Source organism: Pseudomonas sp. Irchel s3b6 (genome assembly GCF_900187415.1).
Taxonomy (GTDB): domain Bacteria; phylum Pseudomonadota; class Gammaproteobacteria; order Pseudomonadales; family Pseudomonadaceae; genus Aquipseudomonas.
The window spans coordinates 215,302-234,125 of the sequence record NZ_FYDM01000006.1; the positions used below are offsets into that span (position 1 = coordinate 215,302).

Annotated in this window: 22 protein-coding genes and 1 pseudogene; 14 read left to right on the plus strand and 9 right to left on the minus strand. The window is 61.0% G+C overall.

Features of this window, described 5'->3' with window-relative positions; translation table 11 throughout:
• Positions 1-2 precede the first annotated feature (2 nt).
• Positions 3-542 (plus strand): peptide deformylase, encoded by a 540-nt coding sequence (gene def / locus CKW07_RS13215; RefSeq protein WP_095145297.1) that lies wholly within the window; start codon positions 3-5, stop codon positions 540-542.
• Here the strand turns inward: def and CKW07_RS13220 are convergent.
• Complete coding sequence (locus CKW07_RS13220) at positions 539-964, minus strand: GNAT family N-acetyltransferase (RefSeq protein WP_095145298.1); 426 nt, start codon at positions 962-964, stop codon at positions 539-541. The two genes, def and CKW07_RS13220, sit on opposite strands and share 4 nt — an antisense overlap.
• 565 nt (positions 965-1,529) lie before the next feature.
• Here CKW07_RS13220 and CKW07_RS13225 point away from each other — a divergent pair.
• A pseudogene (locus CKW07_RS13225) lies at positions 1,530-1,745 on the plus strand (pili assembly chaperone); the annotation flags it as partial.
• Between the two features lie 73 nt (positions 1,746-1,818).
• On the opposite strand, the gene CKW07_RS13230 reads toward CKW07_RS13225, so the two are convergent.
• Positions 1,819-2,250, minus strand: coding sequence for a PACE efflux transporter (locus CKW07_RS13230; protein WP_095145341.1), 432 nt, complete (start codon positions 2,248-2,250; stop codon positions 1,819-1,821).
• Between the two features lie 132 nt (positions 2,251-2,382).
• Between CKW07_RS13230 and CKW07_RS13235 the strand changes: the two genes are divergently transcribed.
• Positions 2,383-3,267 carry a LysR family transcriptional regulator gene (locus CKW07_RS13235; protein WP_095145299.1) on the plus strand — a complete coding sequence of 295 codons (885 nt, stop codon included), beginning with the start codon at positions 2,383-2,385 and terminating at the stop codon, positions 3,265-3,267.
• A 56-nt stretch (positions 3,268-3,323) separates the two neighbouring features.
• Here CKW07_RS13235 and CKW07_RS13240 read toward each other — a convergent pair whose 3' ends face one another.
• Positions 3,324-4,355 (minus strand): LacI family DNA-binding transcriptional regulator, encoded by a 1,032-nt coding sequence (locus CKW07_RS13240; protein ID WP_095078492.1) that lies wholly within the window; start codon positions 4,353-4,355, stop codon positions 3,324-3,326.
• Between the two features lie 215 nt (positions 4,356-4,570).
• On the opposite strand from CKW07_RS13240, the gene CKW07_RS13245 reads away from it, so the two are divergent.
• Together CKW07_RS13245 and CKW07_RS13250 are read left to right on the plus strand one after the other, a co-directional pair.
• Positions 4,571-5,104, plus strand: coding sequence for a gluconokinase (locus tag CKW07_RS13245; protein WP_095145300.1), 534 nt, complete (start codon positions 4,571-4,573; stop codon positions 5,102-5,104).
• Between the two features lie 82 nt (positions 5,105-5,186).
• Complete coding sequence (locus tag CKW07_RS13250; RefSeq protein ID WP_095145301.1) at positions 5,187-6,539, plus strand: GntP family permease; 1,353 nt, start codon at positions 5,187-5,189, stop codon at positions 6,537-6,539.
• Between the two features lie 70 nt (positions 6,540-6,609).
• On the opposite strand, the gene alaC is transcribed toward CKW07_RS13250, so the two are convergent.
• A complete protein-coding gene (alaC, locus tag CKW07_RS13255; protein WP_095145302.1) occupies positions 6,610-7,827 on the minus strand; it encodes an alanine transaminase in 1,218 nt (405 codons plus the stop codon).
• 230 nt (positions 7,828-8,057) lie between these two features.
• On the opposite strand from alaC, the gene CKW07_RS13260 reads away from it, so the two are divergent.
• The 3 genes from CKW07_RS13260 to CKW07_RS13270 all read left to right on the plus strand — a co-directional run bounded on the left by CKW07_RS13260 (position 8,058) and on the right by CKW07_RS13270 (position 10,110).
• Positions 8,058-8,720, plus strand: a complete 663-nt coding sequence (locus CKW07_RS13260; RefSeq protein WP_095145303.1) for a LysE family translocator — start codon at positions 8,058-8,060, stop codon at positions 8,718-8,720.
• A gap of 70 nt (positions 8,721-8,790) precedes the next feature.
• Positions 8,791-9,279 (plus strand): GyrI-like domain-containing protein, encoded by a 489-nt coding sequence (locus CKW07_RS13265; RefSeq protein ID WP_095145304.1) that lies wholly within the window; start codon positions 8,791-8,793, stop codon positions 9,277-9,279.
• Between the two features lie 333 nt (positions 9,280-9,612).
• The gene (locus tag CKW07_RS13270; RefSeq protein WP_095145305.1) at positions 9,613-10,110 is read left to right on the plus strand and encodes a GNAT family N-acetyltransferase; all 498 of its coding nucleotides are present in this window, start codon (positions 9,613-9,615) and stop codon (positions 10,108-10,110) included.
• Between the two features lie 24 nt (positions 10,111-10,134).
• On the opposite strand, the gene CKW07_RS13275 is transcribed toward CKW07_RS13270, so the two are convergent.
• A complete protein-coding gene (locus CKW07_RS13275) occupies positions 10,135-10,740 on the minus strand; it encodes a pyridoxamine 5'-phosphate oxidase family protein (protein WP_095145306.1) in 606 nt (201 codons plus the stop codon).
• Positions 10,741-10,772: 32 nt separating this feature from the next.
• Positions 10,773-11,258: an N-acetyltransferase gene (locus CKW07_RS13280; protein WP_095145307.1), complete on the minus strand. Its 486-nt coding sequence runs from the start codon at positions 11,256-11,258 to the stop codon at positions 10,773-10,775.
• A gap of 141 nt (positions 11,259-11,399) precedes the next feature.
• Between CKW07_RS13280 and CKW07_RS13285 the strand changes: the two genes are divergently transcribed.
• The 4 genes from CKW07_RS13285 (at position 11,400) to CKW07_RS13300 (ending at position 14,012) form a co-directional block, all read left to right on the plus strand.
• Positions 11,400-11,834, plus strand: a complete 435-nt coding sequence (locus tag CKW07_RS13285) for a nuclear transport factor 2 family protein (protein ID WP_095145308.1) — start codon at positions 11,400-11,402, stop codon at positions 11,832-11,834.
• A 67-nt stretch (positions 11,835-11,901) separates the two neighbouring features.
• Entirely contained in the window at positions 11,902-12,246 is a 345-nt protein-coding gene (locus CKW07_RS13290; RefSeq protein WP_095078482.1) for a YciI family protein, read from the plus strand.
• A gap of 39 nt (positions 12,247-12,285) precedes the next feature.
• Positions 12,286-12,777, plus strand: coding sequence for an SRPBCC family protein (locus CKW07_RS13295; protein WP_095145309.1), 492 nt, complete (start codon positions 12,286-12,288; stop codon positions 12,775-12,777).
• Positions 12,777-14,012 (plus strand): RNA polymerase sigma factor, encoded by a 1,236-nt coding sequence (locus tag CKW07_RS13300; protein ID WP_095145310.1) that lies wholly within the window; start codon positions 12,777-12,779, stop codon positions 14,010-14,012. Before CKW07_RS13295 ends, CKW07_RS13300 begins: the two co-directional genes overlap by 1 nt.
• A 30-nt stretch (positions 14,013-14,042) precedes the next feature.
• Here CKW07_RS13300 and CKW07_RS13305 read toward each other — a convergent pair whose 3' ends face one another.
• Positions 14,043-14,768, minus strand: coding sequence for an SDR family oxidoreductase (locus CKW07_RS13305; RefSeq protein WP_095145311.1), 726 nt, complete (start codon positions 14,766-14,768; stop codon positions 14,043-14,045).
• Between the two features lie 111 nt (positions 14,769-14,879).
• On the opposite strand from CKW07_RS13305, the gene CKW07_RS13310 reads away from it, so the two are divergent.
• The gene (locus CKW07_RS13310) at positions 14,880-15,722 is read left to right on the plus strand and encodes a LysR family transcriptional regulator (RefSeq protein WP_095145312.1); all 843 of its coding nucleotides are present in this window, start codon (positions 14,880-14,882) and stop codon (positions 15,720-15,722) included.
• 5 nt (positions 15,723-15,727) lie between these two features.
• On the opposite strand, the gene CKW07_RS13315 is transcribed toward CKW07_RS13310, so the two are convergent.
• Positions 15,728-16,582, minus strand: coding sequence for a LysR family transcriptional regulator (locus CKW07_RS13315; protein WP_095145313.1), 855 nt, complete (start codon positions 16,580-16,582; stop codon positions 15,728-15,730).
• Positions 16,583-16,670: 88 nt separating this feature from the next.
• Here CKW07_RS13315 and CKW07_RS13320 point away from each other — a divergent pair, with 88 nt between their 5' ends.
• Positions 16,671-17,099, plus strand: coding sequence for a multidrug/biocide efflux PACE transporter (locus CKW07_RS13320; protein ID WP_095145314.1), 429 nt, complete (start codon positions 16,671-16,673; stop codon positions 17,097-17,099).
• A 94-nt stretch (positions 17,100-17,193) separates the two neighbouring features.
• On the opposite strand, the gene CKW07_RS13325 is transcribed toward CKW07_RS13320, so the two are convergent.
• Positions 17,194-18,810, minus strand: a complete 1,617-nt coding sequence (locus tag CKW07_RS13325; protein WP_095145315.1) for an inorganic phosphate transporter — start codon at positions 18,808-18,810, stop codon at positions 17,194-17,196.
• Positions 18,811-18,824: the final 14 nt, after the last annotated feature.

Genomic DNA, 18,824 nt, shown 5'->3' on the forward strand with positions numbered 1-18,824 from the left:
CGATGATCCGTGAAATTCTCAAAATGGGCGATGAGCGCCTGCTGCGTATTGCCCCGCCAGTACCGGACGAGATGTTCGACAGCCCTGAGTTGTGGCAGTTGATCGACGACATGTTCCAGACCATGGAAAGCGTCGGCGGTGTCGGCCTGGCCGCCCCGCAGATTGGCGTTGATCTGCAGCTGGTGATCTTCGGCTTCGAGCGCAGCGAACGTTACCCGGATGCTGAAGCCGTACCGCAGACGATCCTGATCAACCCGCTGATCACGCCCCTGCAGCCCACGCTGGAGGAAGGCTTCGAAGGTTGCCTGTCGGTGCCCGGGTTGCGCGGTGCGGTGGAGCGTTACCAGCACATCCGCTATGAAGGTGTCGATCCCAAGGGGCAACCGATCGTGCGTTTCGCGTCAGGGTTCCATGCCCGTGTCGTGCAACACGAGTGCGATCACCTGATCGGCCGGTTGTACCCGTCGCGAATCAGCGACTTTCGCAAGTTCGGCTTTACCGAGGTGATGTTCCCCGACCTGGACCCCGCGGCAGACGGTTAAGCCGCGTCAGTGACCAGGCCCCGCCCCATTGCAATCATCGGCTTGCTGCGGCTATAGCGCAGCAGGCGCTCGGCCAGTGCATAAGGCAGCTGCGGGCCGGCGGCGAAGCCGTTGCGTTCATAGAATTCGCGCAAGTCCGGGTGGCAGAACAGCCACACCGGGGCACTGATCGGTCGCAGCGCCTCGGCCATCAAGGCGCCCGCAATGCCTTGCCCACGACAGCCCGGGTCGACAAACAAGCCGGTCAGCCAGAACCCGTCCGCAATCGGTCGTAGACAGAGTCCGGCGATGATCTCGTCGCGTTTGCCAACCCACAATTGCGCATCGCGCACGGCCTTCATCGAAGACTGGTGCGTGCGGTAGAACTTGTTCATCAAGGGCCACAGCGGCTCATCGAGCCGGGTGTATCGGGTGTCGGGCATAAAGGGGGTCGCCAGTGCGCAAAGCCGGCGATTATAAAAGAACGCGCGCACCAGGATAGGTGTATACCTGATCTCACATCCCGCAAGAGTGGAGTACGTATCATGGCCAAAGGCATGGATTCAAAGAAAGCTGCGAAAAAAAAGCCGGCGAAAAGCGCCGATGAAAAACGCGCTGACAAGAAGGCCAAAAAGGTCGGGGTGTTCGGTCATTGAGCCTGCTTTGACGGAGCCCGGCAATCGGGCTCCGTTATCACATCCAAGCCAATAAGCATTCGATCTGCAAGATTTCCCTGCACCGTGCTCAGAAGGAGGCAGGGCCAACTTTAGTCTGTTGGCTTGCCCTTGTTCTGAATCGAGCAATGTCCCATTACCTTGATCCACACCTGCGTGGACAAATCGAAACCCTTCTCGCACCGTCACCTTTGTGTTGGCAATCTGTTCCCGGCTGAACCGTTTCTCGTCCAGAAGCGCTCGGTACTGCCCGGATAATGGCCTTGCGCCATCTGTTGTGCTGGCTATGCTCACCTGTAACTAACTATGTTGGCCGTCATGTAAGTGCATGCCGACCGCACAGGGATGTGTGGAAATTGTCGAGGTGGTGCGCAAGAACCACGATTTGTCCTTGAGTGCCGTGTCGAGCATGCAGTCGAGCTTGAGTCGCACCGGGCTGGGCGTGGAGTTGGCCAATGAGGCAGGGGAAGTGATCCTGGAAATCCAGCAGGGCTCACGGCATGTGGTGGATGCCATCAGCCAGTTCAATTCGACGTTGCAACTCAATTAACCCGGCCTGTCGCTAGAAGGCTTCTTGACCCGGCACTGGCGCTGGGTCGAGAAGCCTTTTTTGTGCCTGTCGCTCAGGCCGGGTCAGGCAGCGCCGACGCGGGCAAGCCGAAGGTGCGATCGAACAGCCAGTTGAAGGCAAAGGTATAGCAGGGGATGAAGATGATCAGTGCCAGGTCCAGCAGGAAGGCTTGCACCAGGCTGATGTCCATCCACCAGGCTATCAGGGGAATCAGAAACACGATCAAGGTCAGCTGAAAACCCACGGCGTGGGCGATGCGTCGCTGGACGGTGCGGGTTCGAGATGGTTGGCGGCTTTCCCAGCGCTCGAACAGCGAGGTGTAGATGAAGTTCCAGCTCACCGCGATGGTGGTGATGATCACGGCCAGCGGCCCGGTGCTGCTGGGAGCTGTGCCGGACAGCAGCGCCAGGCCAAGTGCGGAAAATGTCATGCCGATGACTTCGTACAGCGATACATAAACCAGTTTGCGTTTCACGCCTTGCATGGCCATTGCCCCTTCGTTCAGTGAGTGGCACCCGCCCTTTGTGGATCAGGGCTGGCGAAGGCGGCGAAAGATAGCTTCAATAGGCCTGACAGAAAAAGTTGGTAGCTTTCAGGTTTGTTGATAGGTGATGCGATGAGTTTTTCCAGCGACAGTATCGAGTTGTTCCTGGCCGTGATCGAACGCGGCTCCTTTTCGGCGGCCGCCCGCGCCCTTGGCAAGGTGCCGTCGGCGGTCAGCATGGGCATCGCCAATCTGGAGGCAGAACTCGGTTATCCGCTGTTCGACCGCCGTCATCGCGAACCGGTACCTACGGCCATGGCCACGTCGTTGGTGCCCCATGCGCGGCTGGCGGCCGAGCAGCTCAAACAGCTTCGGGTGCATGCCATCGAATTGTCCCTGGGGCTGGAAAGCAAGCTGTCGATCGGGGTGGTGGCGGACATCGACAAGACCCGTTTACTGGCGGCGATCAAGCACATCGCCGAGCGTTATCCGCTACTCGATATCGAGCTGCTCAGCGCCCCGCAGGATGATGTGTTGCAGCTGCTGCACAGTGGCCGGGTCAACGTTTGCCTGGCGTTCGCCGGGCTGAGTGTGAATGTGCTGGAGCGGTTCCAGTTCGTCGGAACCGAGCAGATGATCGCCACCATATCTCCGGTCAACACGGCCTTCCAGGCCCTGGGGGAGGCCCCCTATCTGGAAGACCTGGTGCCGGTGCGGCAGATCATCGTCGCCAGCCGCGACTTGCCGATCAGCGAAACCCGACCACTGCTCGGCGAATCCCATTGGCGCACCGATACCCTGGAAATGGCCCTGGAAATGGTCGAGGCGGGGATTGGCTGGGGCAACTTTCCGTTATCGGTGGTCGAGCCACTGCTGGCGTCCGGGCGGCTCAAGCGTTTGGGCTTCAGGAACATCGAAAATGGACTGGTGCTGCCGGTACATGCGGTGTGGCTCAAAAGCCAGCCGCTGCAAAAGGGCGCCCTGGCGTTTGTCGAATTGATGGCCGGGCAGGCCTGAGTGAGTGAACGGCATTTGTCGTGCCGGTGCCCACAGCCTGCGTCACTGAGCCGCTGTTACGTACTCTCGCGAACCTTGAGCTCGAAGCCCAGGTCGACCACTGGCCTGGCGATCGTGTTGCCGGCCATCAAGGTGAGCATATGCTCGGCCGCGCGGCGGCCAATGGCCTCGCGCGGGGTGCTGATGCTGCTCAGGCGCGGCACCATGTGTGCAGAGGCCGGCAGGTCGTTGAAGCCCAGTACGGCCACTTGTTCGGGGACCTTGATCCCGTGGCGCATGGCTTCGAGCAGGGCGCCGTGGGCCAGGTCGTCGTTGCCGAAGAAGATGGCGTCGACCTGCGGGTGGGCCGCCATCATGTGCAGGAACAACTCGCCGCCCAGGCCTACCGAGGAAGGACGCGGTGTCAGCAACTCGAGGGCCGGGTCGTAGAGGTTGGCCTGTTGCAGGGCTCGGCGAAAACCCTCGCCGCGCAGCAAGGTTCGCTGGTCGAGTTGTGCGCCGATGTAGGCCAGGCGCTTGCGGCCTCGCGAAATCAGATGCCGGGCAGCCGTTTCACCGGCACTGAGCTGCGAGAAGCCGACGCAATTCAGACCGGCACCGGGGTCCAGGTCCATCATATAGACGCAGGGGATGTTGCTGGTCTCGACCATGCGTCGGGCACTTTCAGTGCGATCAAAGCCGGTCAGCAACAGGCCACGCGGCTGATAGGCCATGTAGTTGCGCAGCAGGTTTTCTTCTTCATCGCGCGAGTAGTGGTAGTTGCCGATCAACACTTCGAAGCCTTTGGGGCGCAGTACCTGATGAATGGCTTCCAGGGTTTCGATGAACAGCAGGTTCGACAACGACGGCACCAGTACCACGACCGACTGGCTCTGGGCCGAGGCCAGGGCGCGGGCGGCGGGGTTGACCACGTAGTTCAGTTCCAGAGCGGCCTGCTGGACCTTTTCCACCAGTTCGGTGGCAACCGTACTGATGCCGCGCAAGGCCCTGGACGCGGTAATCGGACTGACCCCGGCCAGGCGGGCGACTTCGTTCAGGGTAGGGCGGCCAGTGGTGCGGGTATTTTTATCGTTTTTAGAGGAGGTCATCGGACGGCTTGCCAAACAAAATTCAAGGCACTAAGGTAGCGCTGTCTCGATGCGGCTGCAAATGCTTGAGCAGGGGTTGCCTGATCCCTGCTTTTTGGCGTTGGGAAAGAACCTGCTGCAACCCATAAAAATGACAAGAAGGCGTCGGCAATGCCTGCTTTTGCACGAGAGTTTCCATTGGCAAAGGTAGCGCTGTCTGCGCGCTGAGGTGTTAGATGAGTCAACCAATCACCGCCCTGGTCATCATGGGCGTGGCCGGCTGCGGCAAGTCCAGCGTCAGCGAGGCCCTGTGCCAGCTCAGCGGTGCGACCGGCATTGAAGGCGATAGCTTTCATCCTGCGGCCAATATCGAAAAGATGAGCGCTGGCATTCCCCTGAACGACGACGACCGTGCCGGCTGGCTCGACAGCCTGTGCGAAGAGTTGCGTCGTGTCGATGCCACGGGCGGGCACCCGGTGCTGACCTGTTCGGCGCTCAAGTATATTTACCGCGAACGCCTGCGCAGCGCTCTGCCTGGGCTGGGGTTCGTGTTCCTGGAACTGACCCCGGAAGTCGCCGCCGACCGAGTGTCCCATCGTCCCGGCCACTTCATGCCGTCGACCTTGATCGCCAGCCAGTTCGCAACCCTTGAATCACCCGTCGGGGAGCCGTTGACCCTGGCGCTGGATGCATCGACCCACAGTGTCGATGAATTGGCCGTGCAAGCGCACCACTGGTGGCTGGGCCATGGTTTGAAGCTCGCCATATGAATTTTGCTTTGAAAGGTAGCGCTGTCCTGATGGCTTACGTATTCCCTGCTTTCATAACAACAACAACCAGGAGACACCCCTAATGTTTGGCATGTCCCACGAGACGTTTCTGCTGCTCGATGCAGTGGTCACGGTGATCGGCTTGATTGTCCTGATCACCAAGTTCAAGCTTCACCCCTTTATTGCCCTGATCATCGCCGCCGCTTTCCTCGGGCTGACTTCGGGCATGCCGATCGGCACCATCATCAAGGCATTCCAGGACGGCTTCGGTGGCGTGCTGGGTTTTGTCGGCATCATCCTCGCGCTGGGTACCATGCTCGGCAAAATGATGGCCGAGTCGGGCGGGGCGGATCAGATCGCCCAGACCCTGATCCGCGCTTTCGGCAAGGACAAGGTGCAGTGGGCGATGATGTTCGCCGCGTTCCTGGTGGGCATTCCGCTGTTCTTCGAAATCGGCTTCGTGCTGCTGATTCCGCTGGTATTCATCGTTGCCCGGCGCACTGGAGTGTCGATCATCAAGATCGGTATCCCGCTGCTGGCCGGTCTGTCGGCGGTCCACGGTCTGGTCCCGCCACACCCGGGCCCGCTGCTGGCCATCGGCGTGTTCGGTGCCGACATCGGTAAAACCATTCTCTATGGCCTGATCGTGGCGCTGCCGACGGCCATCATTGCCGGCCCGATCTTCGGTACGTTCATCGCCAAGCACATTCCCGGTCATCCGAATCAGGAGCTGGTGGATCAACTGGTCCGTGAGTCGGATTCAAGCGAACTGCCGAGCTTCGGCATCACCCTGCTCACCGTGCTGTTGCCGGTGTTCCTGATGCTGCTCAAAACCTTTGCTGACGTGGCGCTGCCGGACGGCAACTTCTTCCGCACATGGATGGACATGATCGGCCACCCGATCTCGGCACTGCTGTTGGCGTTGCTGTTGTCGCTGTACACCTTCGGTTACAAGCAGGGCATCGGTTCCAGCCAGATGCTCAAATGGCTGGACGCGAGCCTTGCCCCGACCGCCGCGATCATTCTGATCATCGGTGCTGGTGGTGGCTTCAAGCAGATGCTGGTGACCAGCGGTGTGGGTGATGTGATCGGTCACATGGCGGTGAACGCGCAGATCTCGCCGATCCTGCTGGCCTGGCTGGTGGCGGCGGTGATTCGTATCGCCACCGGTTCGGCGACCGTGGCGACCATTACTGGCGCGGGTATCGTGGTGCCGGTGGTGGGGATGATTCCGGGTGTGAACCGTGAGCTGCTGGTGCTGGCCACCGGTGCCGGCTCGTTGATTCTGTCCCACGTGAACGACGCGGGCTTCTGGCTGGTCAAGCAGTACTTCAACATGACCGTGGCGGAAACCTTCAAGACCTGGACCGCGATGGAAACCATCCTGTCCGTGGTGGCGCTGGGCTTTATCCTGCTGCTGTCGATGTTCGTTTAAGCACCACGCGAAACACCTGTGGGAGAGAGCCGGGCGGCGTTCCGCTTGCCCGCTCCCACGGTGTCTTGTGTCAGGCGTTGGTCTTGCCGACCAACCCATCGGCCCGGAACATCCCGCGAATCCCGCGGACAGCCTGGCGAATCCGGTCCTGGTTCTCGATCAGCGCGAAGCGCACGTGATCATCGCCATACTCGCCAAAGCCAACCCCTGGCGAGACGCAGACCTTGGCTTCGGCCAGCAATTTCTTGGCGAACTCCAGCGAACCCAGGTGGGCATAGGCCTCGGGAATCTTGGCCCAGACGTACATTGAGGCTTTCGGGTTTTCGACCATCCAGCCCAGTTCATGCAAGCCCTTGACCAGCACGTTGCGACGTTGCCGATACTGCTCGGCGATATCCTTGACGCACTGCTGATCACCTTCCAGTGCCGCGATGGCAGCCACTTGTAGCGGGGTGAATGTGCCGTAGTCGTGGTAGCTCTTGATCCGTGCCAGCGCGTTGACCAGCTCCGGGTTACCGACCATGAAACCGATGCGCCAGCCCGCCATGTTGTAACTCTTGGACAGGGTGAAGAACTCCACGGCAATGTCCTTGGCGCCCGGCACCTGCATGATCGACGGGGCTTTCCAGCCGTCATAGACGATGTCGGCGTAGGCCAGGTCGTGGACCACCAGCACGTCGTACTGCTTGGCCAGGGCGATGACGCGCTCGAAGAAGTCCAGTTCCACGCACTGCGCGGTCGGGTTCGACGGGAAGCCGAGGATCATCATTTTCGGCTTGGGGATCGAGCCGCGAATGGCGCGCTCCAGTTCGGCGAAAAAGTCCACGCCAGGAATCAGTGGCACCGACCGCACCTGGGCGCCGGCAATCACGGCACCGTAGATATGGATCGGGTAGCTGGGGTTGGGCACCAGCACGGTGTCGCCCTGGTCCAGGGTGGCGAGCATCAAGTGCGCCAGGCCTTCCTTGGAACCGATGGTGACGATGGCTTCGTTTTCCGGGTCGATGTCGACCTCGTAGCGATCCTTGTACCAGCGCGAAATGGCCCGGCGCAGGCGAGGAATGCCTTTGGACGTGGAGTAGCCGTGGGTGTCTTCGCGCTGGGCGACCGTGACCATTTTTTCAACGATGTGCGGCGGGGTCGCGCCATCGGGGTTGCCCATGCTCAAGTCGATGATGTCTTCGCCACGACGACGGGCGGCCATCTTCAGCTCGGCAGTGATATTGAATACGTAAGGGGGGAGTCGATCTATGCGCGCAAAGCGGCGCGGCGAACCTTGGTCTGCCATTGTTGCCTCTGGAGTACGTAAGCGCCCGGAACCGTCCGAGCGACGCTGGCCACTGCGGTGGCCTGGACGCAAGATAAGGGCGCCGATGACGGCTTGTCCAGTAGCGAAGATCAACTTTTTTCGACGACACTGGCCCGCTCGCAGCGGATTGTTGCGGACAAAACACGTTCTTGCCTGCTTCTTGCATAGCTACGCGCCACTGACTCAACCACCTTCGAACGGGATGAAACATGGAGTTTTCCAGCGGCTTTTTGCTGAGCCTTTCACTGTGCCTGGACATCGGCGTGGCCAACATCGCGATGATCACCCTGGCCATGCAACGTGGGTATTTTCAGGGCTTCGCACTGGGGCTCGGGACCTGTGTTGGTGACCTGGTTTACGCGGTACTGGCGCTGGCCGGCATGACCGTGCTGTTGCAGTACTCGGCGGTGCGCTGGGTGTTGTGGGTCGGTGGCTCGGCGTTGTTGCTCTATTTCGCCGCCAGGATGATTTACTCGGCGATCCATCACAGTGTCGTGCTGGCGGAGGCGGGCGAGGTGAGTAGCGGTTCCCATCGTCGTGAGTTCTTTCGTGGGATCTTTCTGGCCATGTCCTCACCCAGCGCCATTCTCTGGTTCGCGGCCGTGGGCGGTACGCTGATCGCCCGTTCCGGGGGCGGCAGCCTGGCCAGCGCCGGGTTGTTCCTGGCGGGGTTCTTTTGTGCCGGGCTACTCTGGTGCGTTGCCTTGTGCCTGGCGGCGACCCAGGGAGGCAAGTTATTGGGCGATAAGCTGCTGCGGTATTCCTATATGGCATCTGCGGCGATCTTCTGCTATTTCGCGGTCTACGTGATCGTTTCTGGCTATCAGGAGTTCATTGGCTCGACGGGAGCCGCAGAACTTCCCGGGCTCTGATGGGGGGAGAATCCGGTTTGCCTTCTATACTCTCTGGCTGAACCCACCTTTGAGCGGCAGGAGTTGATTCATGGATGATCCAAAAAAGGGCGTCGTTGCCGAACCGCGCCTCGAAAAAGGGCATTTCTTGTTGATCGCCGGGCTAGGCGAACGGTTTACCCAGGAGACCACCGAAGGCATTCCCGCACTCTGGGATAAATTCATCCCCCATATCGGCAAGGTGCCTGGGCAAATGGGCGATGTGACCTACGGCATCTGCTGCAATCCAGATGGCAAAGGTGCTTTTGAGTACATCGCCGGTGTCGAGATCAGCAAGCTCGATGACCTGCCTGAACTGTACCGCTGGATCGAAGTGCAGCCCCAGCACTATGCGGTGTTCGAGCACAAAGGCTCGCTGGGCGACTTGCCCCGGACCTTTCAATACATCTGGAAAACCTGGCTGCCAGCCTCGGGCCGTGAGGCGGCGGACGCCCCGGAGTTCGAACGCTACAGCGCCGACTTCAATCCGCAGACGGGGGAAGGTGTGCTGGAAATCTGGTTGCCGCTCAAGGCTGACTGAATGGCGCGAGAGGCGGCGCAGTCAGCTGCCTCGCCTCTTTACCCTTACCGTTTGCCCTTGCTGGTACGGCGCGCCCTGATCACATCGATCATCAGGGAAATGAAGCCAAAAGCACTGATGGTGAACAGCATCAGCAGGCCAGCCTGAACGCTCGTCATGGTGAGATTCCCTGTGTGTGGTGAGAGACAGGGATTACCAATAGCCCGAAACCAGGGCGATATAAAGCCGCGATGCAAAGGCTATACGAAGGCTTTACGGCCGCGCGTATGATCGATATGCGGTGCTTATTCATTTATGATTCGCCCCCTCTTTTCTCGCTGATCGGGTCACGCCATGAACACCTCCACGACTGTCATACGCCAGGTCACGCCGGATGACCTTGATCGCTGTTTCACCATTGAAACCGAGGCGTATGAAGGCGATGAGGCGGCCACTCGCGAGAAAATCGCCACGCGCATCGATACCTGGCCAGAGGGGTTTATCGTGGCCGAGGTCGACGGTGTCGTGGCCGGGTTTATCAACTCGGGTGCGGCGTATCAGGTAGAGATGGCCGATGAGGCCTTCAAGGAAATGATCGGTCACGACCCGGACGGCCCACAGGTGGTGATCATGTCCGTGGTGGTGCACCCGGACTATCAGGGGCAAGGCCTGGCCAAACAGTTGATGACCGAGTTCATCGAGCGCATGCGGGAGATGGGCAAGATCCGTATCAACCTGATGTGCCGGGAACAGCACGTTGCCTGGTACGCCAGTTTTGGCTTTGCCTACCTCAAGGCCTCCGAGTCAGACCATGGCGGCTTGGCCTGGCACGAAATGGCCCTGGACCTGTAAGCCTCCCCGCCAGCAATAGGGGGCTCAATACAGGCTGTCGCGTAACCTCGCAGGCGCCTCCTGATCATAACATTCGGCATCGAACCGGCCATCGTTCAGGCGCTTGTGAAAGGCGCCCGCGGTGGGCAGTGCCGAGCGGTCCAGGTACTTCTGCGGGTTCCATAAGTCCGAACGCACGATCGCCTTTGAACAGTGGAAAAACGCCGCTTCCACCTTCACCACCATCACTGTTCGCGCCGGTTTGCCATTCACGGCAAAGCTTTGCAGCAGTTGCGGCTCGGCGCTGATGGTTGCCGTGCCGTTGACCCGCAAGGTCTCGCCGATACCCGGAATGATGAACAGCAACGAGATCCGCGAATCGAGGACGATATTGCGCAGCGTGTCGATCCGGTTGTTGCCCGGGCGGTCGGGGATCGCCAGGGTCCGTTCGTCAATGATCCGCACGAATCCCGGTGCATCGCCACGGGGTGAACAGTCCATGCCGTGCGGCCCGACCGAGCCGATGATCACCAGTGGCGAGGCTTGCACCATCGCTTGATAGTCGAGGTTCAGGCTGGGGATCTGCTTGTTGACGGCGCGGTTGTGGGGCAGGCCGTAGAGGGCTTCCAGTTGTTCGATGGTCGTGAGCATCGCTTGTATCATCCGTGACAGTGGGCGGGGAGTCAGAAGTCCAGGGTCATGCGCCGTTCATGGCCGATCCGGCCTTTATAGGCATGGCCGCTGTCGACCCAGCCTTGCTTGAGGTAGAGCCCCAGCGCCGCTTCGTTGTGCGCATCCACCGACAATTCCAGGCCCTTGATGTCCGGCCAGGCCTGGCGCGCGACTTCCGGCAAGGCTTGCAGGCAGGCGGTGCCGTAGCCCAGGCCCTGGCAGCGGTGGTCCACCTGCAGGGCGTGCAGGGTGGCGGTGTCTTCGTGGGCCCAGTCCGGCAGGAACGGTGGGCGCTTGAGCAGCAGGAAGGCGACAGGCCTCTCGTCCGCGATCAGGGCAAAGCCCCTGATGGCGTCGCCTGCGGTCGCGCTGAGCGAGTGCAGGGCACCGTGAATATCCCCGGAGAATGACTTCTGCGCCGGGTGGATCTCGATGTCTTGCACGCGCTCGCGCTGGCGGGGCGAAAGCTGTTCATAAGGAACGAGTTGAGTGGTCACCGACGGTGTCCGTATTCCGGCAAATGTGAGGTTCGGATTCTAGCCAGTTTGCCGCTTCGAGATTTTTTTATTTCGGCTGTCGATTTGCTTTTTGGTCAGTCGACTAAGGGTGTCCTCACACAAAACACTCGGAGTTGCGTCATGAATGCACACACAGAAAACACCGATATCCAGAACCTGATCGAGACGTACCGGCAGTTGGTGATCGCCAAGGACATTGACCGGCTCATGGGGCTGTACGCCGACAACATTGTCTCGTTCGATGCCGTCAAGGCGCTGCAGTTCAAGGGCAAGGCGGCCTACCGCGCGCACTGGGAAGAGTGCATGACGATGTGCCCTGGCCCGGACCTCTTCGAGTTTCATCAGGTCAACGTCCTGCGTGCTCAAGACATAGCGTTTGCCCACTGGCTGGCTCACTGCGGCGGTACCGACGACAAGGGTGAGACCAAAGGTTGCTGGATGCGTGTGACCGCCGGCTATCAACGGGGCGGTGAGCACTGGCGAATCGTTCACGAGCACTGGTCGGCCCCCTTCGACATGACCAGTGGCGCCGCGTTGTTCGAGTTGCAGCCCTGATCGTCGGGTTTTTCGCCAAACCCTCGATCTGCAGCCATAGTTGATCAGCCTGATGTTGGAGAGCCTTATGAAATACCTATGTCTGGTCTACAGCGACGAGCGCGTGCTGCACAGCTCGCCCGACAGCCCTGAAGACGCCGAGTGCATGGCCTATGCCGAGTCTGTCCAGGGCAGCGGCCGGATGCTCGCCGCCGAGGCGTTGCAGTCCGTGCAGACCGCGACCACGGTGCGCATGCGCGCCGGCAAACTGTCGATTACCGATGGTCCGTTCGCTGAGACCAAGGAGCAGTTGGCAGGCTTTTATCTGATTCAGGCTAAGGACCTGAACGAAGCCATCCAGGTCGCCGGCAAGATCCCGGCGGCCCGGGTCGGCAGTGTGGAAGTGCGTCCGATACGTGAGTTGAATCCCTGATAACCACGACAAATAACAACGATAAACAGGAGGTTGTTCATGACCACTCATCACGCTGGCCGCCAGCCGGCCGAGTTCGAGTTATCCATCAGCCGCTTGATTGATGCGCCGCGCAATAAGGTGTTCCGCGCCTGGACCGAGCCGCAATGGCTCACCCAGTGGTGGGGGCCGCACGGCATGACCACGCCGGAGTGCGAAATGGACCTGTGGGTCGGCGGTCAATTCCGCACACTGATGCGCGCGCCGGACGGCAGCGAGTACCCAACCAGCGGGGTGTTCCTGGAGATTCATGCGCCCCGGCGGCTGGTCTTCACCGATGCGTTCACCCCAGGCTGGACGCCCTCGGGTAAACCCTTCATGACCGCTGAAGTGACCTTCGACGACGTCGATGGCAAGACCTTGTACACCGCCCGTGCCATGCACTGGAGTGCAGAGGATCGCAAGGCGCATGAGGCCATGGGGTTTCATGACGGTTGGGGGCAGAGCCTGGACCGGCTGGTCACTCTGGTCACCACGGGCATGCCGGACTGATGCCGGGCGAGACGGTCAAGGCGCTGGTCGAGACGGTGTATCGCAACGACTCGCGGCGCATCCTCGCCACCCTGATTCGCTTGCTGGGGGATTTCGACCTGGCCGAAGAGGCGCTGCATGAAGCCTTCTTTGTCGCGGTCGAGCGCTGGCAGCGCGATGGCGTGCCCGACAATCCTCGCGCTTGGCTGGTGTCGACCGGGCGCTTCAAGGCGATTGACGGTTTGCGCCGCCGGGCACGATTTGTCGCCTCGCAGGCGTTGTTGGTGGCGCAACTCGAAGCGCTGGAAGAGGCCGAGTGGAGTGTCGAAGACGTGGAAGATGATCGCCTGCGGCTGATCTTCACCTGTTGTCACCCGGCCCTGGCAGCCGACGCGCAAGTACCGTTGACCTTGCGTGAAGTCTGCGACCTGACCACTGAAGAAATCGCCCGGGCGTTTCTCGCCACACCGGCGACCATTGCCCAGCGAATCGTGCGCGCCAAGGCAAAGATTCGCGACGCCGCCATCCCGTATCAAGTGCCGTCGATAGCCGAGTTGCCCGAGCGCCTCGACAGTGTGCTGCGGGTGATCTACCTGGTGTTCAACGAAGGCTATTCGGCGTCGGTAGGCAGTGAGTTGACCCGTGAAGACCTGACCCGCGAGGCGATTCGTCTTGGCCGTTTGCTGATGGAGCTATTACCGGAGCCCGAGGTGATGGGGTTGCTGGCACTGATGCTGCTCAATGAGTCGCGACGTCCGGCCAGGACCTCGGCTGCGGGTGAGTTGATTGTGCTCGATGAGCAGGATCGTTCGCTGTGGGATGCCGACATGATTGCCGAAGGCAGTGCCCTGGTCGAGCGGGCGCTGGGTACCCGGGGGTTCGGGCCTTACTGCCTGCAAGCGGCAATCTCGGCCGTGCATGCCGAAGCGAAGGTGGCCGAGGACACCGACTGGCCACAGATTGTCGGCCTGTACGACGTCTTGTTGCAGGCCATGCCTTCGCCGGTGATCGAGCTCAATCGCGCGGCGGCACTGTCCCGGCGCGACGGGCCGTTGGCGGCGCTGAACCTGGTCGAGGGGATATTGAACCGGGGAGAACTGCTCGACTATCACTTGGCCCATTCGGCGCGAGCCGAATTCTGTCGGCAATTGGGCCGTGTGGAGGAAGCCAAGGCGGCCTATCGGCGTGCGCTGGAGCTGACTCGGCAAGCGCCGGAACGACGGTTTATCGAGCGGCGATTGGCGGAGTTGAGTTAGTGGCGAGGGCGCGCACGCCCTCGCCGCGACTCAGGCTTGTTGGCGTGTCGCGGCCAACACGATTTCGCGGATGCACACGTTCTGCGGTTGCGCATAGGCGTATTGAATCGCCGATGCGACGTCTTGCGCGCTCAGCACGGTGCCGCCCATATCCTGCTTCCAGGCGTGGTAGCCGCTCTTGATCGCTTCATCCGTGGTGTGGCTCAGCAACTCGGTTTCCACGGCTCCCGGTGCGATGGTGATGACCCGCACGTTATGTGGCGAAAGTTCTTCGCGCAGGTTTTCGGAGAGACCGTGTACCGCGAACTTGGTGCCCACGTAGGCCACGTGGTTGGGGAAGGTCTTGCGCCCGGCCACGGAGCTGACATTGATGATCGTGCCATGCTTGCGCTCGGTCATGCCGGCCACCACGGCATGAACGCCGTTGAGCAGGCCTTTTACATTGACGTCGAGCATCTGCTCCCACTGTGCCGGGTCCTGGGTCGTGATGTCCCCCAGCAGCATGACGCCGGCATTATTGATCAGGGCGTCGGCCGGGCCGAACTGTGTTTCGGCGTCTTTGACCGCTTGAATCAGGGCCGTACGGTCGGTGATGTCGACGCCACGGCTCAACGTGTCGGGTAGGGCCAGGGCTTCCAGGCGCTCAATGCGTCGGGCCAGTAGCAGCAAAGGGTGGCCGGCTGCCGAAAACAGACGGGCACAGGCCTCGCCAATGCCAGAACTGGCACCGGTGATGATGATCAATGGCTTGCTCATGGAATGGCTCCTGAAATAATAAAAATGGATAGCTGATCTTGGATCTCAGTATATTTACGAGTATCTCGGCTGAAAAATGCCTTATTTCTCTGTCTGCCATCGGGATAGCCTATGGATATTCGTCACCTCAAGGCGTTTCTCGCGGTCTTCGAGGAGCGCAACATCACCAGCGCGGCGCAGCGGCTGTTCATCAGCCAGCCAACCCTGTCGGTCACCATCAAGCAGCTTGAAGAAGACCTGGGGGCGGCGCTGTTTACTCGTCAGCCGCGCGGTGTGGAAGTCACGGACCAGGCGCGAGTGCTCTATCCGCAGGCACGTCGGATGGTGCTTGAGGCCGACGCTCTGCGGCGCTTGTTTCGTGGTGGTGAAGACCGTGCATCGTTGGAACTGGGCGTGGAGGGTGATATTGCCGACAGCCAGGTCGAGGGGGTTGTCCGCATGATCCATCAGGCATTGCCCAACCTGTTGCTGACCTTGCAGGAAGGTTGTCAGGGCGATGCGCGACTGGCAGTGGAAGAGCTGTGCTGCGAGGACGAGTTGTTTCTGCCGCTCTGGGAAGAACCCTACGTCATGGCATTGCCTCTTGGGCATCCCATGGCCCGGATCGACTCAGGAGAAAATTACACCCCCATCGAGGACTGGATCACCTGCCCGCAACACGTTTCCCATCAGCGCTTGATGGCGCTCTACGGGCGCTCGCCGGAAGCGGTGGCCGGGCATGCGGGGTCACTGATGCAGGCGCTGCGCATGGTGGCTGCAGGCGTTGGCGTGGCCATGTTGCCGCAGTCGTTGGTGGATGGGCATCCGCGGGTCGTCTCCCGGGCCTTGCACGGGCCTGCGCCGACGCGCCGGGTTGGGCTGTGCTACGCCGCCCAGGCACTTGAATTGCCCACGGTGCGCGTCCTGCACGAGTACTGCCAGACCAACCGGCCGCCCTCTGTCGGGGAAGCTTGAAAGCCTCACTCCAATATCCTGGCCAGCAACCAGCTCCCCGCCGGCCCTGGCGGGTGTAGCCGTGACCAGAGCGCGTGAACCGATACGGATTTTGGCCAGCCGCGCACCTTGAGTTCCTGCACTGTCCCGGCGCCAAAGCGTGCAACCACCCAGCGCGGCAAGGGCGCCCAACCGTAACCCCCCTGGGCCATTTCCAGCAGCATCAGATAGCTGGGGGTTGACCACACCCGTCCCTTGGCGCGGGTTTCGTAGGGGTTGATGATGGTCGCCAGGCGCAGCTCGCGATGCTGCGCCAGGGTTTGTTTGTCGACCGTGTGCAGCGCCGCCAGCGGGTGCCGTGGCGATATGAACAAGGCGATCTCCGTGCGTTCGTCGAGGGTCGCGCAGTCCAGGTCGGCGGGGTAGCTGTCCTTCATCTCGGCCAGGGCGATATGCGCGCGGCCACTTTGCACCAGGGCGACCAAGTCATCGCACTCGGCAATCAGGCATTCGAGCTCAAGGTCCGGGTAGCGCTGTTCGAAGCTGCTCAGTGCCGCATCGAACCGGTCGGAATGATAGGTATCGGAAAGCGCCACCGTCAGCTTGGCCTCTACACCCTGTGACAGTTGGGCGGCGGTCATTTTCAGGCGGCTGGTGGCTGCCAGGATCTCTTCGGCTCGTTGCAACATGACATGCCCGGCCGACGTCAGGCCGGGTTTGCGGCTGCTGCGGTCGAACAGTGTCACGTTCAGGTCGATTTCCAGGCTGGCGACGGCGGCACTGATGGTGGACTGGCTCTTGCCCAGTTTGCGCGCCGCGGCGGAAAACGAGCCTTGGGTCGCCGCTTGTACGAACGCCAGCAGCACTTCATGGGAGGGCATGAACTATCGCCTTGATCGATGGTTATTGATTATGAAGTATCGTCTTGGTGAGGGATCATGGCAACCACACTTACCAAGGAGCTTGATGATGAGCACCCATAAATCCTTCACTGAACGTGTTTTTCAAGCCATTGGATTCGAAGTGCTCGCGATCATGCTGTGTACTCCGCTGCTGGCTTGGCTGATGGACAAACCGATGGTCGACATGGGCGTGGTCACGCTTGGCATTGGCCTGATCGCCCTGGGCTGGAACGTGGTGTTCAACGGCCTGTTCGATCGGCTGCTCAAGCGTCTGGCGCTGGTCCCCAGTGCCGGGACCCGGGTCTTGCACGCACTGATGTTTGAAGGTGGCCTGGTGGCGATCAGTATCCCGCTGATTGCCTGGTGGCTGAAGGTCAGCCTGATGGAGGCGCTGATTCTGGACATCGGGGTACTGCTGTTCTTCCTGCCGTACACCTACATCTACCACTGGGCCTACGACGTGCTGCGTGAGCGGATGGTATTGGCCAGGGCGTAGTTGCCACCCGGTGAAAGAACAGTTGCGGTTGACCAATTGCCGGCCGAGCCGATGGGTGTTCCCATCGGCTCGGTCGGCTGCAGCCGGTGGTTGCTCAGAACAACCGGGTGAACAACCAGTACAGACTGCCCGATAACACAATCGCCGCGGGCAGGGTCAGTACCCAGGCCATCAACAGGTTGCGGATGGTCTTCATCTGTAGCCCACCCCCATTGGCCACCATGGTCCCGGCCACCCCCGACGACAGCACATGGGTGGTCGAGACCGGCAGGCCGAACATATCGGCAGCGCCGATGGTCAGCATGGCCACGGTTTCGGCGGAGGCGCCCTGGGCATAGGTCAGGTGCGTTTTGCCGATCTTCTCGCCGACGGTCACCACGATGCGTTTCCAGCCGACCATGGTGCCCAGTCCCAGTGCAATCGCCACGGCGATTTTCACCCACAACGGAATGAAGCGCGTGGCGCTGTCGATCTGTTGCTTGAACAGTTGCAGCTTGCCGGTAGTGTCGGCATCGAAATGGCCGACGTTGTTCTTGTCCATCAGGCGAATGGTTTCGCTGGCCAGGTACATGTCATTGCGCACGTTGCCCATGGCTTCGGCCGGCACCTTGGCCAGCGAGCCGTAGCCCTTCACTTCGTTGCCGATGTGACCGGCCAGCGCGGCAAGGGCCGGGACCAGTTCGGGCGTGGCTTGCTTGCTGCGCACGTAATCGGTGAGTGTCGAACGAGGATCGGCGAGGGCGAGTCGTGGCGCACCCTTGACCAGCGCCTGCTGGGTCACCTCGGCCACGGCGGCGAACTGCAACGCTTGATCGGCGGGCATGGTGCGGTTCAGTGCATAGGCCATCGGCAGGGTGCCGACCAGAATCAGCATGATCAGGCCCATGCCTTTCTGGCCGTCGTTGGAGCCGTGGGCGAAGGACACGCCGGTGCAGGTCAGGATCAGCATCCCGCGGATCCACCATGGCGGCGGGGTGTTGCCGGTCGGAGCCTGGTACAGGGCGCGGTTCTTGACGAAGGCGCGCAGGGCCAGGAGCAACAGCGCGGCGAACCCGAAGCCGACCAGCGGTGACAGCAGCAACGCATAGCCGATTTTGGTGGCCTGGGCCCAATCGACGCCACTGGTGCCATCGCGCCCGTGCATCAGGGCATTGGCAACGCCGACGCCGATGATCGAGCCGATCAGGGTGTGCGAGGAGGATGCCGGCAGGCCCAGCCACCAGGTGCCGAGGTTCCACAGAATCGCCGCAATCAGCAGGGCGAAGATCATCGCGAACCCGGCCGAGGAGCCGGCTTGCAGAATCAGCTCCACCGGTAGCAGGGCGATGATGCCGAAGGCCACGGCGCCGCTGGACAGCAGCACCCCGAGGAAGTTGAAGAAGCCCGACCAGACCACTGCGAATTGTGGCGGCAGCGAGTGGGTGTAGATCACTGTTGCCACGGCGTTGGCGGTGTCATGGAAACCGTTGACGAACTCAAAGCCCAGGGCAATCAGCAGCGCCACGCCCAGCAGCAAGAACGGGGTCCAGGTGGTCATCGTGGTGCCGACACGATTGATGTCATGCATCAGGCTGTAGGCCGTGAACAACAGCCCCATGGCCAGTACGGAAAAGAACACCACGACGGTCAGTACGCTGGGTTTTTTGTCGACGTTGGGGCTGACGCCGCGTGTAGAGGTGGGGGGGGCGGCAGTCGAGAGGGGAGTAGCCATTGCCGGACAATCCT

Bases quoted from the DNA above. Each gene is read 5' to 3' on its own strand.
- def (WP_095145297.1), top strand. From the start codon at position 3: ATGATCCGTGAAATTCTCAAAATGGGCGATGAGCGCCTGCTGCGTATT.
- CKW07_RS13220 (WP_095145298.1), bottom strand. From the start codon at position 964: ATGCCCGACACCCGATACACCCGGCTCGATGAGCCGCTGTGGCCCTTG.
- CKW07_RS13230 (WP_095145341.1), bottom strand. From the start codon at position 2,250: ATGCAAGGCGTGAAACGCAAACTGGTTTATGTATCGCTGTACGAAGTC.
- CKW07_RS13235 (WP_095145299.1), top strand. From the start codon at position 2,383: ATGAGTTTTTCCAGCGACAGTATCGAGTTGTTCCTGGCCGTGATCGAA.
- CKW07_RS13240 (WP_095078492.1), bottom strand. From the start codon at position 4,355: ATGACCTCCTCTAAAAACGATAAAAATACCCGCACCACTGGCCGCCCT.
- CKW07_RS13245 (WP_095145300.1), top strand. From the start codon at position 4,571: ATGAGTCAACCAATCACCGCCCTGGTCATCATGGGCGTGGCCGGCTGC.
- CKW07_RS13250 (WP_095145301.1), top strand. From the start codon at position 5,187: ATGTTTGGCATGTCCCACGAGACGTTTCTGCTGCTCGATGCAGTGGTC.
- alaC (WP_095145302.1), bottom strand. From the start codon at position 7,827: ATGGCAGACCAAGGTTCGCCGCGCCGCTTTGCGCGCATAGATCGACTC.
- CKW07_RS13260 (WP_095145303.1), top strand. From the start codon at position 8,058: ATGGAGTTTTCCAGCGGCTTTTTGCTGAGCCTTTCACTGTGCCTGGAC.
- CKW07_RS13265 (WP_095145304.1), top strand. From the start codon at position 8,791: ATGGATGATCCAAAAAAGGGCGTCGTTGCCGAACCGCGCCTCGAAAAA.
- CKW07_RS13270 (WP_095145305.1), top strand. From the start codon at position 9,613: ATGAACACCTCCACGACTGTCATACGCCAGGTCACGCCGGATGACCTT.
- CKW07_RS13275 (WP_095145306.1), bottom strand. From the start codon at position 10,740: ATGCTCACGACCATCGAACAACTGGAAGCCCTCTACGGCCTGCCCCAC.
- CKW07_RS13285 (WP_095145308.1), top strand. From the start codon at position 11,400: ATGAATGCACACACAGAAAACACCGATATCCAGAACCTGATCGAGACG.
- CKW07_RS13290 (WP_095078482.1), top strand. From the start codon at position 11,902: ATGAAATACCTATGTCTGGTCTACAGCGACGAGCGCGTGCTGCACAGC.
- CKW07_RS13295 (WP_095145309.1), top strand. From the start codon at position 12,286: ATGACCACTCATCACGCTGGCCGCCAGCCGGCCGAGTTCGAGTTATCC.
- CKW07_RS13300 (WP_095145310.1), top strand. From the start codon at position 12,777: ATGCCGGGCGAGACGGTCAAGGCGCTGGTCGAGACGGTGTATCGCAAC.
- CKW07_RS13305 (WP_095145311.1), bottom strand. From the start codon at position 14,768: ATGAGCAAGCCATTGATCATCATCACCGGTGCCAGTTCTGGCATTGGC.
- CKW07_RS13310 (WP_095145312.1), top strand. From the start codon at position 14,880: ATGGATATTCGTCACCTCAAGGCGTTTCTCGCGGTCTTCGAGGAGCGC.
- CKW07_RS13315 (WP_095145313.1), bottom strand. From the start codon at position 16,582: ATGCCCTCCCATGAAGTGCTGCTGGCGTTCGTACAAGCGGCGACCCAA.
- CKW07_RS13320 (WP_095145314.1), top strand. From the start codon at position 16,671: ATGAGCACCCATAAATCCTTCACTGAACGTGTTTTTCAAGCCATTGGA.
- CKW07_RS13325 (WP_095145315.1), bottom strand. From the start codon at position 18,810: ATGGCTACTCCCCTCTCGACTGCCGCCCCCCCCACCTCTACACGCGGC.